Source organism: Bacillus cereus group sp. N24, assembly GCF_016483345.1.
Taxonomy (GTDB): domain Bacteria; phylum Bacillota; class Bacilli; order Bacillales; family Bacillaceae_G; genus Bacillus_A; species Bacillus_A toyonensis.
Genome location: NZ_JAEHCA010000005.1, coordinates 145,047 through 158,752 on the forward strand (window position 1 = coordinate 145,047; position 13,706 = coordinate 158,752).

Here is a 13,706-nt window from a genome sequence, read left to right on the forward strand (position 1 = left end):
CGGATCTATTCCGGCAATTTTTTTTATGATGCGATTGTCGATATATTATAAAAATCGCTGATATATTTGAAGTTATGGTCGATATATTGCGAAAATCGCTGATATATTTTCTGGCATCTTGCATCTTTCCCTCGAATGTAGTACATTAATTTTAGTTTAACAAAATGAAAGACGATGATAAGGAAAAGTATTATATACTATAATCCATAGCGAGTCAGGGACGGTGAGAGCCTGATGAGGCGGTATATGTGAAGAACACCTTGGAGTTGCTAACCGAAATTGAATCTTGTATTCAAGAGTAGACTTAGACGGGAATCCGGCCTGTTACAAACCGGGAAGTATGTATTACATACGAGTTAAAGTTGGTCTTTATGACAAATTGGGTGGTACCGCGAAGTTTAACCTTTCGTCCCTTTATGGATGAAAGGTTTTTTTGTATTTAAATATATCAGCAAAGGAGAATTTCACTATGGAAAACACATTAGTAAAAAGTCTGTATAGAGATACAGAAAAGTATGCAGATCAAACAGTACAAGTATCAGGGTGGATTCGTAACTTACGTGATTCAAAAGCATTTGGTTTCATCGAATTAAACGACGGTAGCTTCTTCAAAAGCGTTCAAATCGTATTCGATACTGAATTAGAGAACTTCAAAGAAATTGCAAAACTTCCACTTAGCTCTTCAGTTAAAGTAGAAGGTAAAGTAATTGCAACGCCTGGAGCGAAGCAACCATTTGAAATTAAAGCAGAAAAAATTGATATCGAGGGCTTATCAGATTCTGATTACCCACTTCAAAAGAAGCGTCATACGTTTGAATACTTACGTACAATCGCTCACTTACGCCCAAGAACAAATGCATTCTCTGCAACGTTCCGCGTACGTTCTATCGCAGCATTTGCGATTCACCAATTCTTCCAAGAGCGTGGATTCGTACATGTTCACACACCAATCATCACTGGTAGTGATACAGAAGGTGCTGGCGAAATGTTCCGCGTAACAACGCAAGATTTAAACAACGTATCAAAAGGTGAAGACGGACAAGTTGATGAATCAAAAGACTTCTTCGGTAAAGAAACAAACTTAACAGTAAGTGGACAGCTGAACGCTGAAGCTTATGCATTAGCATTCCGTGATGTATACACATTCGGACCTACATTCCGTGCGGAGAACTCAAACACAACTCGCCATGCAGCTGAGTTCTGGATGGTTGAGCCTGAGATTGCATTTGCTGAATTAGGCGATGTAATGGATCTTACAGAAGATATGCTGAAATATGCAATGAAATATGTATTAGAACATGCACCAGAAGAAATGGACTTCTTCAACAGCTTCGTTGATAAAACAGTTCTAGAGCGCATGAACAATGTGATTAACTCTGACTTCGGTCGTATCACTTATACAGAAGCAATTAAAGTACTTCAAGAATCAGGTGCTGACTTTAAATACCCAGTAGAATGGGGTATTGACTTACAAACAGAGCATGAAAGATACTTATCAGAAGAAATCTTCAAACGCCCTGTATTCGTAACAGACTATCCAAAAGACATTAAAGCGTTCTATATGCGTATGAATGAAGACGGTAAAACAGTAGCTGCTACTGACCTTCTAGTTCCTGGCATCGGCGAATTAATCGGCGGAAGTCAACGTGAAGAAAGAATGGACGTTTTAGTAGACAGAATTAAAGAATTAGGTATGAACGAAGAGGACTACTGGTGGTACTTAGAACTTAGAAAATACGGCGGTACAAAACACGCTGGATTCGGTCTAGGTTTCGAGCGCTTCCTAATGTACATCACTGGTATGGCTAACATCCGTGACGTAATTCCATTCCCAAGAACTCCAGGTTCTTCTGAGTTTTAAGATATAAAAAAGCGAGAGCAACTGCTCTCGCTTTTTTTATTGAGAAAGTTTGTAATTGCAACCTAAACTTTATAAAGTATTTCACGACTGGAAAAGATGTTGTTCATAGTTCACTTCCCACTTCATATATAAGTAAAACGAATGCGACATTTATATAGGGAAGGGGTTTTTATACAATGGGGGAAATTCCAAGTCATACAAAGTGGACATTGCGTGACAAGTATATAGTAATCACTGGTGCAACAAGTGGTATTGGATTAGCGGCAGCTAAGGTGTTTGCAAAAAGCGGTGCTAAGCTAGGAATCATTGCACGTAATGAAGCAAAAGCGAATGATGTTATGACTCAACTTGAAAATATAATGGATGGGAATGCAGTGGTAGATATATTTTTCGCTGATATGTCTTCCCAACAATCTATACGCCAGGTAGCTACCGATATTTTAGAAAGATGTCCGAGAATTGATATATTAGTAAATAATGCGGGTGCTTTATTTCAAACAAGGCGAATTACAGAGGACGGTTTGGAGATGACCTGGGCGGTAAACCATTTAGGTCCATTCTTACTTACAGATTTGTTGTTGGAGCGTTTAAAAGAAAGTGCTCCTGCTCGTGTCATTACCACTGCATCTCACGGTCACAAAATGGCTAAAAAGGGAATTGATTTCAATGATCTAGATGCGGAACAACTGTATCGCGGTGTTAAGAAGTTCATGGGCGGTCCTACAATGCGTTATGCACAAACAAAACTAGCTAACATTTTATTCACCTCTGAATTGGCACAGCGGTTGGAGGGGACGGGTGTTAGTGCTTATAGCTTTGACCCGGGGCTAGTGAATACGAATTTTAACCAGGATAATGGTCTAGTTGCTCGCTTAACTATGGCAGCAATGAAACCTTTCTCCCGTACGCCGGAGAAAGGTGCTGAAACTTTAGTATGGCTAGCAGAATCAACTGGATTTACTAATCAGAGTGGTTATTACTATGCCGATAAACAAGTAGGGGAAATGTCTGAAGCTGCCTTGGATAAGGATGCAGCAAAGCGTCTATGGGACATTAGCGAAAACCAAACACGAGAGTAAAAGAGTAGCGAGTATATGTTCAGATTATTATGTTGAATAGTTTTTTACCCTTAAGTAAAAAGTAACCTAGGGGGTGAGTGCAATGAGTAAAAAAGTAAAAAAAGACCATTCAAGCTCAATCCTAGGTTCTCCAGAAGTGGAAGGACAAGGGACAACAACACATGAAACTGGTTCTCATAAAGTATCTTCATCAAATAAGAAGCAGAAACGAAGCTAATATAAAAAAGGGAGAGTCTTGGCGGCTCTCCTTTTTTATAGGGGAATTACTAAAAATGAGTTAATTTAGCGATATAGTTAGGAGAGGAAAATAGTAAATGCAATTACATTGAATCGAGAACACATGAAACAAAAAACAGGAGTTTGTAAGCCCCTGTTTTTGTCGATACTATTTCAATAAGCGAAACGCTTTCTCTGTATTAGCAAAATGCAGTTTTACAAACTCAGGTAATCTTTCTTTACCTACTTTTTGAATTAATTTAGCAGCGGCGATATCAACTTGTTTACCAGCACCTTTTGGGAGTGGCATACCAGCTTTTTTACTTAGTTCGTCAAATTGTTTTACGAATGAGTAACGAGCTAAAATGGAAGCGGCGGCAACAGCTAAATGAACACTTTCACCTTTCGTAGCGAAGTAAACATGTTCACGCTGTACCTGTTTTTGTTTTGTTAAATACTTATAGTATGTATCAGGTTGCGTAAATTGGTCGATTAAGATGCCTTCTGGTGTTGTAGGAGCAATTTTCGCTAATAAGTTTGTAATGGCTTTATTGTGTAGTAAAGCTTTTAGCTTACCTTGATTATTTCCTTTATCAAATAGCTCGTTATATTTTTCATTATGAAGAACGAGAGAGCTGTAAGGAACAACGTGAAGTAGTTGTTTTGCAATAGCGGTAATTTGAGCATCGTTTAAGTTTTTGGAGTCTTTTACACCAAGTTCTTTTAAAAGTGGAATTTGTTTTGCGTCCACATATACAGCAACTACTGTCATCGGTCCGAAGTAATCACCAGTACCTACTTCATCTGATCCTGCTATAGACATTGTACCGATGGAAGCAGGCGGTGCATAACGATGAGAATCGACCGATTTTTTTACAGTTGTTTTCGGTGTTTGAGAGACAGTTTGCCAACGAGAAGCTTCTGCTTCAGCACGTCCACCTTGGAACATTACTTTTCCAGATTTATATGCTGTAATCGTGCAAGATGGCACCTTTGCCATAAAGATACCGCCTTGCGGAATTTTTGAGCTAAGTGCTTGTTTATATTGTTGTTTCATGTCTTCAATTACTGTAGAACTTGTTTGTATTACGATAGAATTTGACAAAATGGTCGCTCCTTTTTTATATTGTTATTTTTATCATATCGGATTGTTCTTTCTGTTTCCATATTATGATGGTTCATGGTATGATAAACTTTAGGATTCTGTACGTGATTGGAGGCCGGTGAGTTGTCACAACAAAAGGGAAATAAAAGTCGAATTAATGTAGAAATATATGGCCAACAGTATTCAGTTGTTGGCGATGAAAGTACAAGTCATATCCGCATGGTAGCAGCGATTGTGGATGATAAAATGCGCGAACTCAATGCCAAGAATCCTTCGCTTGATACGAGTAGACTAGCGGTATTGACGGCGGTAAACGTCATACACGATTACATAAAATTAAAAGAAGAACATGAGAAGTTGAAAGAAAGTATGACAAAAAAAGGAATGGAATAAACATGATTGATATTATTATCATTTTACTGCTTGTTATGGGATTTTTCCTCGGATTACGCAGAGGTTTTATCTTACAACTTGTAAAGTTAACAAGCTTTATTATCGCATACCTTGTTGCATACTGGTACTGTAAAGATTTAGCGCCAGCACTTGCGAAATTTATTCCGTATCCATTTGATAAAAATGTATCCGTTCCAGAATGGATTGATGCAAATAATATTGAGACAGTATTTTATCAAGCAATTGCGTTTATCGTATTATTTATTATTACAAAAATCGCACTTTCATTACTTGGTAATTTGTTAAATATGTTTGCAGAAATACCGGTGTTAAAGCAAGTAAATGCGTTTGCGGGGGCAATCCTCGGATTTTTAGAAGTATATATTATTTTGTTTGTTTTAATTATTGTTGGAAATATTCTTCCGATTGAACAAATACAAACACCATTACAAAAATCATCAATTAGCAAAATAATTGTAGACGATACACCGATTCTCTCTGAAAAGGTGAAGGAGCTATGGCAGACAGGTAGCAGAGTATAACTTCTCTTTTTTCGGAAAGAGAAGTTTTTTTCTATGAAAGAAAGGCGGGGCAATGATGAAAGTAAATAAAAAACAAGTTATTAAATTACTAGAGACAATCGGACTTTTTATGGAACTAAAGGGTGCGAATCCATTTAAAATATCTGCATTTCGTAAAGCGGCAGCAGCACTAGAAAGTGATGATCGTAGTCTTTCTGAAATTGAAGATTTCACAAAGATTCCAGGCATCGGAAAAGGAACAGCAGCAGTTATTCAAGAATATATAGAATCGGGAACATCTGAAGTATTACAAGAACTTGAAAAAGAAGTGCCAAGCAGTTTGTTACCGTTATTAAAACTTCCGGGCCTTGGTGGTAAAAAGGTAGCTAAGTTATACAAAGAACTTGGTGTTGTGGATATGGAATCGTTAAAAGCTGTTTGTGAGGAAAATAAAGTACAAGCTTTAGCAGGTTTCGGTAAGAAAACAGAAGAGAAGATATTAGAAGCAATTGATCAAGTAGGATCTCGTCCAGAACGTTTGCCGATTGCGATGGTATTACCTATTGCCGGGGAAATAGAGGAGAAATTGTCGAATATTGCTGAAGTAATTCGTTTTTCTCGCGCTGGTAGCTTACGCCGTGTTCGTGAGACAGTGAAGGATTTAGATTTCATTATTGCAACGACAGAACCAGCAGCAGTACGTGAACATTTATTGCAATTCGATAATATGATTGAAGTAATCGCAAGTGGAGATACGAAAGTTTCTGTTCGTCTTCAATACGAATATGATATTTCAATCGATTTCCGTTTAGTAAAACCAGAAGAGTTTATTACAACTCTTCACCATTTCACAGGATCAAAAGACCATAACGTAAAAATGCGCCAAATTGCAAAAGATAAAGGCGAAAAAATTAGTGAGTACGGTGTAGAGAACTTGGAAACAGGTGAAGTAAAAACATTCGAGACTGAAGAAGAATTTTTTGCTCATTTCGGTCTTCCATTTATCCCACCAGAAGTGCGTGAAGATGGAAAAGAAATTGAATTAATTAAAGAGTATCCAAACTTAATTCAGTTTTCTGATATACAAGGTGATTTACATATGCATACAACGTGGAGTGACGGTGCTTTTTCTATTGAAGAAATGGTACAGGCATGTCGTGCTCGTGGATATAAGTTTATGGCGATTACTGATCACTCACAATACTTGAAAGTAGCGAACGGTTTAACGAAAGAGCGTCTTCGTGAACAAGCGAAAGAAATTGAACGTATGAATGAAAAGTATCCAGACATTACAATTTTACGCGGAATTGAAATGGACATTTTACCGGATGCATCACTTGATTTTGATGATGAAGTATTAGCAGAATTAGATTATGTTATTGGAGCTATCCACTCTAGCTTCTCACAAGACCGTGAAACGATTATGAAGCGTCTTCGCGCTGCACTTGAGAATAAACATGTTACAATGATTGCTCACCCGACAGGACGCCTTCTTGGACGTCGCGAGGGTTACGATGTAGACACAGATTTATTAATTGAACTCGCAAAAGAAACAAATACAGTTTTAGAATTAAATGCAAATCCGAACCGTCTAGATTTAAGCGCGAAATTATTAAAACAAGCACAAGATGCTGGTGTAAAAGTAGCGATTAATACGGATGCTCATACACTTGAAATGTTAGAAGACATGGAAACAGGTGTAGCAGCAGCACGTAAAGGTTGGATTCAAAAAGATAACGTGATTAACACGTGGGATATTGAACGTTTATTAGACTATATTAAACGTAATAAGTAACACAGGGGGGACCTGCAACATGTTAGAAAGAACGTTGCGTGTATTAGAATACAATAAAGTAAAAGAACAATTACTTGAACATACAGCCTCTTCACTTGGTCGTGACAAAGTGAAGAATTTAGTACCGAGCACTGATTTTGAAGAAATTGTAGAACTACAAGATACGACGGATGAAGCGGCGAAAGTCATTCGTTTAAAAGGGAGTGCGCCATTAGGTGGTATTACTGATGTTCGCTCAAATGTAAAGCGTGCAAAAATTGGAAGTATGTTAAGCCCAAATGAACTACTTGATATTGCAAATACGATGTATGGTAGTCGCAATATGAAACGTTTTATCGAAGATATGGTTGATAATGGTGTCGAGCTTCCGATTTTAGAAACTCACGTCGCTCAAATTGTATCTTTATATGACTTAGAAAAGAAAATTACAAATTGTATCGGTGATGGCGGTGAAGTAGTCGATAGCGCAAGTGATAAACTACGTGGTATTCGTAACCAAATTCGTACTGCGGAAAGCCGTATTCGTGAAAAGTTAGAGAATATGACGCGTTCTTCAAACGCACAAAAGATGTTATCTGATGCGATTGTAACGATCCGTAACGAACGTTACGTAATCCCGGTAAAACAAGAATACCGCGGTGTATATGGTGGTATTGTTCACGATCAATCTGCTTCTGGACAAACGTTATTTATTGAACCACAAGTAATTGTAGAATTAAATAACGCACTTCAAGAAGCACGTGTGAGAGAAAAACAAGAAATCGAACGCATCTTACTAATGTTAACAGAAGAAGTGGCAGTAGAAGCTGATATTGTTTTGTCTAACGTAGAAGTAGTTGCAAATCTTGACTTCATTTTTGCAAAAGCTTTTTATGCGAAGCGAATTAAAGCAACGAAGCCAATCGTAAATAACGAGCGCTACATGGATTTAAGACAAGCGCGTCATCCGCTTATTGATCCGGAAATTATTGTGCCAAATAACATTATGCTCGGTAAAGATTTCACAACAATTGTAATTACAGGACCGAATACAGGTGGTAAAACAGTTACTCTGAAAACGGTTGGTATTTGTGTGTTAATGGCGCAATCTGGTCTTCATATTCCAGTAATGGACGAATCAGAGATTTGTGTATTTAAAAATATTTTCGCTGATATCGGTGATGAGCAATCGATTGAACAAAGTTTAAGTACGTTCTCCTCACATATGGTGAACATTGTTGATATTTTAGAAAAAGCTGATTTTGAAAGCTTAGTTTTATTCGATGAATTAGGTGCTGGAACAGACCCACAAGAAGGGGCTGCACTAGCAATTTCAATTTTAGATGAAGTATGTAATCGTGGTGCTCGCGTTGTTGCAACGACGCATTACCCGGAATTAAAAGCATACGGATATAACCGTGAGCAAGTTATTAATGCGAGTGTTGAGTTCGATGTGAACACATTAAGCCCAACGTATAAATTATTAATCGGTGTACCAGGACGTAGTAACGCCTTTGAAATTTCGAAGCGCCTCGGATTATCTGATCGCGTTATTGATCAAGCGCGTAACCATATTAGTACGGATACAAATAAAATTGAAAATATGATTGCGAAGTTAGAAGAAAGTCAAAAGAACGCAGAGCGTGACTGGAACGAAGCAGAAGCGCTTCGTAAGCAATCTGAAAAGCTTCATCGCGAATTACAGCGTCAAATTATTGAATTTAACGAAGAGCGTGATGAAAAATTGTTAAAAGCGCAAAAAGAAGGGGAAGAAAAAGTCGAGGCTGCGAAGAAAGAAGCAGAGGGCATTATTCACGAACTTCGTCAATTGCGTAAAGCGCAGCTTGTAAACGTGAAAGATCACGAGCTTATTGAAGCGAAGAGCCGTCTAGAAGGTGCAGCGCCAGAGCTTGTGAAGAAACAAAAAGTGAATGTGAAAAACACAGCGCCAAAACAACAATTACGTGCAGGCGATGAAGTAAAAGTATTAACGTTCGGTCAAAAAGGTCAATTACTTGAAAAAGTAAGTGATACAGAGTGGAGCGTACAAATTGGTATTCTGAAGATGAAAGTGAAAGAATCCAATATGGAATACATTAATACACCGAAGCAAACAGAGAAAAAAGCAGTCGCAAGTGTGAAGGGTAGAGATTATCATGTGTCGTTAGAGCTTGACCTTCGCGGTGAGCGTTATGAAGATGCAATGATGCGCGTTGAAAAATATTTAGACGATGCACAGCTTGCAAGCTATCCTCGTGTGTCAATCATTCACGGTAAAGGAACAGGAGCGCTTCGCCAAGGTGTACAAGATTACTTGAAAAAACATCGCGGCGTGAAAAACTACCGTTACGGTGACATGGGCGAGGGAGGCCTAGGCGTAACAGTTGTCGAATTAAAATAGCAAACAACGAAACAAAGGGGAAACCATTATATGTTTATGGACAAACTTGCAAAAGCATTGTTAGCTTGTTGTGGAATATTCTTGGTGATTGGGGTTATTTATTTAGTTGTTTTTGCGAAGTAAAGGAGCGTCAATCGTGGCATAATGATATTGCCATAGATTGACGCTTTTAATATACGAAAAGGAACAAAATATGAAAATCAACCAATACATAAGCGAAGCAAAATCCTGCTCAAGACGCGAAACAGATCGTCTTATTAAAGCAGGACGCGTGGCAATTGACGGTGAGATTTGTACGCACGGTGCACTCGTGAGCGATGGTGATGTAATAACGATTGATGGGCAGGTTATTGCAAAAGAAGAGAAAGAAAAGGTGTATATCGCTTTTCATAAACCAGTTGGAATTACTTGTACAGCAGCCGATCATATTGAAGATAATATTATTGATTATATCAATTACCCAGAGCGAATCTTTCCCGTTGGACGATTAGATAAAGCATCGGAAGGACTTATTTTATTAACGAATGATGGCGCGATTGCGAATCAAATTTTACACGGAGATCATGAGCATGAGAAAGAATACGTTGTGACGGTAGATAAACCTTTTACAGATTGGTTTATTGATGAGATGTCCAGCGGTGTAAAGATTAAAGATGGAATGACGAAGCCATGCAAAGTGACGAGAGTCGGCCAATCTACATTTCGCATCGTTTTAACACAAGGAATGAACAGGCAAATTCGTAGAATGAGCCGTGCTTTCGGGTTTACTGTAACAAAGCTAAAGCGAGTGCGCATTATGAATATAGAATTACATGAGCTTGAAGTGGGAAAGTGGCGGAGCGTTACAGCTGAAGAGTTAGAAATTTTAATAGGGCAGTTATAGGGAGGGGAAATTTTCTCCCTATATTTTTTTTTCAGAAAAAATAAAACTATTGATTTTTTAAAAAATAGCCCATATAATAAAAAACAACAAGTTTCGACAAGATATTTTATAAAAGTAATGATGAGGACATGAGTTGTTTTCTACGATTCTCAGAGAGGGAAGCCTTAGGCTGTGAGCTTCCTAATACGAAAAGACAATCTTACCACCTCTAAACTTCAAGAGTGAACTGCATGCATGATGCATTGTAATTCTTGGCGGATAAAACCGTTATCAATTTACACGAGCTATAAAATGAGCTTATTTCGTTATAAATTCATTTTATTAGAATAAGGGTGGAACCACGATTTCAACACTCGTCCCTTTGTTAGGGACGGGTGTTTTTTGCGTTCTTTTACGGGGAAGTATGCTTGAAAGAGGATATGTGACGGATTTTAATTCAGAATATTTTGTTAATTAATCATTTAGGAGGTTAGTAGAAATGAAATCATCTTTAAAATTTTCTGAGGTGTTTGCAATAAGTTTAATGTTATTTGCACTATTTTTCGGTGCAGGTAATATGATTTTTCCACCAGCGTTAGGACAAGGTGCTGGAACAGATGTATGGATCGCGTTATTTGGTTTTATCGTAACAGGTGTTGGATTGCCTTTATTAGGGGTAATTGTTATAGCTCTAAAGGGAGATATTAATGAGCTAGCAGGACGTGTGCATCCTATCTTCGCACTTGTTTTTATCACTGCAATTTATTTATGCTTAGGCGTATTCGTAAGCGTTCCGCGTACAGGGACAGTTGCTTATGAAATGAGTGTTGCACCATTTTTACCAAGTGAGATAGCTAGCCAATCCTATCCACTTGTTATCTTTACATTTATTTTCTTTGCGGTAACTTTCTATTTAGCTTTAAATCCTTCAAAATTAGTGGGACGCATCGGTAAAGTGTTAACTCCAATTTTATTAGCTGTTATTGCAATTATTGTAGGTAAAGCACTTATTACACCAATTGGAGAATTTGGTTCACCGACAGAAGTGTATAGTGCTCCTCTTTTCAAAGGTTTTATTGACGGATATTTAACTTTAGATGGACTGGCAGCACTTGTTTTCGGAAATGTTGTCATTAATGCTTTAAAAGCAAAAGGTGTTACAAATAAGAATAGCATTGCGAAAGTAACAATCTTTGCAGGATTTATTGCAGCACTTGGTTTACTACTTGTGTATTTAGCGCTTGCGTATCTTGGAGCTTCTAGTGTATCGCTTGGAATGGGCGCAAACGGAGGCATTATTTTAACAAACGTTGTAAATCATTTATTTGGTAGTTACGGAACATTATTACTAGGTATCGCAATTACAGCAGCATGTTTAACAACTTCTGTAGGTATTGTTGCAGCTTGTGGAGAATATTTCTCTTCCTTATTACCAAAGCTTTCATATCAAAAAGTCGTTTTCATTTTCTGTGTATTAGCATTTATGGTAGCCAATCTTGGTTTAACGCAGTTAAACGCATTAGCATTACCAATCTTAATCGCCATTTATCCAATTGGAATCGTTCTTATCGTATTATCACTTGTTGAAAACTACGTTCGTCTTCCATTAGCGATGTATGTGGGTGGTATTGTAGGAGCGTTCGCAATTAGTTTCTTTGATGGATTACACAATGCAAATCTTCAAATTGCAGCATTAGCACCTATTTTAAATAAGATTCCATTATATAGTGTAGGGATTGGTTGGTTAGTTCCAGGCATAATCGGTATAGGATTTGGTTATATAGTTTCTAAGTTTCAAAAGCAGGAAATTGCTGTAGAAAAATAGAGAAAAGAGGCTTTCTATAATAGAAAGTCTCTTTTTTGTAGAAAAAGTCGTACATAGAGAAATTTAGATATTAAAAAATTTATACGTAATATAGTTGACAAAAAATTTATGAGTAGGCTAAGATTGACTTAGTTGTGGAAATATTGGAAGGGAAGTGAAGGAAAGGGGTTTCTATAACTATAGTGTTGTTATGGGAAGAGGTGAAAGAGGAGGAGAAGGGATAGTTTATTTTTTTTGATTTATATTGAGAATGATAATCAATGAATAAGTTTTATAATTTTTTCTCAGTTTCTATGCCTTCGTATAAGGAATAGGGTGAGATATTATTTTTAACATTAAATGAGAATGATAATCAATAATACTTATATTACATAAAAGAATGCTAATTAAATATAGGTGGAAAAGATTATTTTTTTTCTTATAAATTGAGAATAATTATCATTTTCAAAAAGTGAAATGCAAGATAAATAAGGAGGAAACAAGAAAAATGAAAAAGTTTTCTGTATTACCCGCTTTTATTATGACATTTGTATGTATGCTAGCTTTTCTTGTAGTGCCGTTCGGACAAGCTTCAGCAAAATTAGCTGACGGTACGTATGATATTAACTACGTAATACAAAAAGCGGAAAACGAGTCAGCTTCAATGGCAAATGATTATTTTGAAAAGCCAGCGAAGTTAATTGTAAAAAATGGTGAGATGAAAGTTCAAGTTCCAATGAACCATAGTGCTTGGATTACAGAATTTAAAGCACCGGAGAATGGGAATTTTGTTGATGCAAAAGTAGTGAGTAAGGACGAAGCGGCTGATAAAAGAACGGTTGAATTTAAAGTTGATGATCTATCAAAGCCGTTGGGAGTAAAAATTCATGTTGTTGTACCAAGTGCAAACTATGACCACCACTATACAATTCGTTTTGCGTTTGATGCAAATGTAAAAGCTGTAGGTGGCGATAACGGTGTAGTTGCTGCAACAAAAAATAATGACCAAGCGAAAACAGATACACAAGTAAAAGAAGAAAAAACGAAAGTAGAGAATAAAGAAGTGAATAAAGAAACAAATGAGAGTGGAAAAGCTGAAAAAACAGATAATCCAAAAACAGGAGACGAAGCACGTATCGGATTATTTGCAGCGTTACTTCTTGTTTCAGGTGTTTTCTTAATTCGTAAAGTGAAGCTAAACAAATAAATATTTCGAAGGGTGATGAATATATGTTTAAACAATTTAAAATGATTATTGCCGTATTTGCTGTTTTATTTACGTTTATCGCAACACTAGGTTCACAAGATGCAAAGGCTGCTACAAAACTAGCTGATGGGAAATATAATATTGCTTTCACTGTATGGAAAGGCGATAAAGATGAATCATCTAGAATGAATAGTTATTTTGAAAGCCCAGCAACATTAACAGTTAAAAATGGAAAACAATATGTTTCATTTAAAGTGAAAGATAGTTCTTCTATTAAAAGTTTCCAAGTAGAAAAAGATGGTCAATTTATAGAAACAACCGTGTTAAGTGAAAACAAAACAGATAATACTAGAGTTGTAGAATTTGAAGTTGCTGACTTGTCAAAAAAACTAAACGGCAAGGTGAAAATTAATATCCCAATTATTAATTACAATGCTTCATATGATATTCGCTTTGTATTTGATGGGAACAGTGTTAAATAAT

At 36.9% G+C, this 13,706-nt stretch carries 12 protein-coding genes and 2 other annotated features; of the genes, 11 read left to right on the plus strand and 1 reads right to left on the minus strand.

Annotated elements, in window-relative coordinates; all coding sequences use genetic code 11:
* Positions 1–165: 165 nt before the first annotated feature.
* Positions 166–417, plus strand: a binding site (T-box leader).
* Between the two features lie 52 nt (positions 418–469).
* The 3 genes from asnS (at position 470) to JDS95_RS10375 (ending at position 3,157) form a co-directional block, all read left to right on the plus strand.
* A complete protein-coding gene (asnS, locus tag JDS95_RS10365; RefSeq protein WP_000432185.1) occupies positions 470–1,861 on the plus strand; it encodes an asparagine--tRNA ligase in 1,392 nt (463 codons plus the stop codon).
* Between the two features lie 176 nt (positions 1,862–2,037).
* Positions 2,038–2,940 (plus strand): SDR family oxidoreductase, encoded by a 903-nt coding sequence (locus tag JDS95_RS10370; RefSeq protein ID WP_000503912.1) that lies wholly within the window; start codon positions 2,038–2,040, stop codon positions 2,938–2,940.
* 82 nt (positions 2,941–3,022) lie between these two features.
* The gene (locus tag JDS95_RS10375; RefSeq protein ID WP_199690447.1) at positions 3,023–3,157 is read left to right on the plus strand and encodes a YuzL family protein; all 135 of its coding nucleotides are present in this window, start codon (positions 3,023–3,025) and stop codon (positions 3,155–3,157) included.
* 168 nt (positions 3,158–3,325) lie between these two features.
* Here the strand turns inward: JDS95_RS10375 and rnhC are convergent, their stop codons facing one another.
* The gene (gene rnhC, locus JDS95_RS10380) at positions 3,326–4,261 is read right to left on the minus strand and encodes a ribonuclease HIII (protein ID WP_085450551.1); all 936 of its coding nucleotides are present in this window, start codon (positions 4,259–4,261) and stop codon (positions 3,326–3,328) included.
* A gap of 123 nt (positions 4,262–4,384) precedes the next feature.
* Here rnhC and zapA point away from each other — a divergent pair, with 123 nt between their 5' ends.
* The 8 genes from zapA (at position 4,385) to JDS95_RS10420 (ending at position 13,705) form a co-directional block, all read left to right on the plus strand.
* Positions 4,385–4,654, plus strand: a complete 270-nt coding sequence (gene zapA / locus JDS95_RS10385) for a cell division protein ZapA (RefSeq protein ID WP_000082703.1) — start codon at positions 4,385–4,387, stop codon at positions 4,652–4,654.
* Between the two features lie 2 nt (positions 4,655–4,656).
* Positions 4,657–5,196: a CvpA family protein gene (locus JDS95_RS10390; RefSeq protein ID WP_000565405.1), complete on the plus strand. Its 540-nt coding sequence runs from the start codon at positions 4,657–4,659 to the stop codon at positions 5,194–5,196.
* Positions 5,197–5,251: 55 nt separating this feature from the next.
* Entirely contained in the window at positions 5,252–6,970 is a 1,719-nt protein-coding gene (gene polX / locus JDS95_RS10395; RefSeq protein ID WP_000867537.1) for a DNA polymerase/3'-5' exonuclease PolX, read from the plus strand.
* Positions 6,971–6,989: 19 nt separating this feature from the next.
* The gene (locus JDS95_RS10400) at positions 6,990–9,350 is read left to right on the plus strand and encodes an endonuclease MutS2 (RefSeq protein ID WP_000893742.1); all 2,361 of its coding nucleotides are present in this window, start codon (positions 6,990–6,992) and stop codon (positions 9,348–9,350) included.
* A 193-nt stretch (positions 9,351–9,543) separates the two neighbouring features.
* Positions 9,544–10,233, plus strand: coding sequence for a 23S rRNA pseudouridine(2604) synthase RluF (locus JDS95_RS10405; RefSeq protein ID WP_000700719.1), 690 nt, complete (start codon positions 9,544–9,546; stop codon positions 10,231–10,233).
* Between the two features lie 108 nt (positions 10,234–10,341).
* Positions 10,342–10,597, plus strand: a binding site (T-box leader).
* A gap of 114 nt (positions 10,598–10,711) precedes the next feature.
* A complete protein-coding gene (brnQ6, locus tag JDS95_RS10410; protein ID WP_000842670.1) occupies positions 10,712–12,037 on the plus strand; it encodes a branched-chain amino acid transport system II carrier protein BrnQ6 in 1,326 nt (441 codons plus the stop codon).
* A gap of 487 nt (positions 12,038–12,524) precedes the next feature.
* Entirely contained in the window at positions 12,525–13,223 is a 699-nt protein-coding gene (gene isdC / locus JDS95_RS10415) for a heme uptake protein IsdC (RefSeq protein WP_000714737.1), read from the plus strand.
* A gap of 23 nt (positions 13,224–13,246) precedes the next feature.
* Positions 13,247–13,705: an NEAT domain-containing protein gene (locus JDS95_RS10420; protein ID WP_000476174.1), complete on the plus strand. Its 459-nt coding sequence runs from the start codon at positions 13,247–13,249 to the stop codon at positions 13,703–13,705.
* Position 13,706: the final 1 nt, after the last annotated feature.

Coding starts and splice junctions, on each gene's coding strand:
- asnS (WP_000432185.1), top strand. CDS start 470: ATGGAAAACACATTAGTAAAAAGTCTGTATAGAGATACAGAAAAGTAT.
- JDS95_RS10370 (WP_000503912.1), top strand. CDS start 2,038: ATGGGGGAAATTCCAAGTCATACAAAGTGGACATTGCGTGACAAGTAT.
- JDS95_RS10375 (WP_199690447.1), top strand. CDS start 3,023: ATGAGTAAAAAAGTAAAAAAAGACCATTCAAGCTCAATCCTAGGTTCT.
- JDS95_RS10390 (WP_000565405.1), top strand. CDS start 4,657: ATGATTGATATTATTATCATTTTACTGCTTGTTATGGGATTTTTCCTC.
- polX (WP_000867537.1), top strand. CDS start 5,252: ATGAAAGTAAATAAAAAACAAGTTATTAAATTACTAGAGACAATCGGA.
- JDS95_RS10400 (WP_000893742.1), top strand. CDS start 6,990: ATGTTAGAAAGAACGTTGCGTGTATTAGAATACAATAAAGTAAAAGAA.
- JDS95_RS10405 (WP_000700719.1), top strand. CDS start 9,544: ATGAAAATCAACCAATACATAAGCGAAGCAAAATCCTGCTCAAGACGC.
- brnQ6 (WP_000842670.1), top strand. CDS start 10,712: ATGAAATCATCTTTAAAATTTTCTGAGGTGTTTGCAATAAGTTTAATG.
- isdC (WP_000714737.1), top strand. CDS start 12,525: ATGAAAAAGTTTTCTGTATTACCCGCTTTTATTATGACATTTGTATGT.
- JDS95_RS10420 (WP_000476174.1), top strand. CDS start 13,247: ATGTTTAAACAATTTAAAATGATTATTGCCGTATTTGCTGTTTTATTT.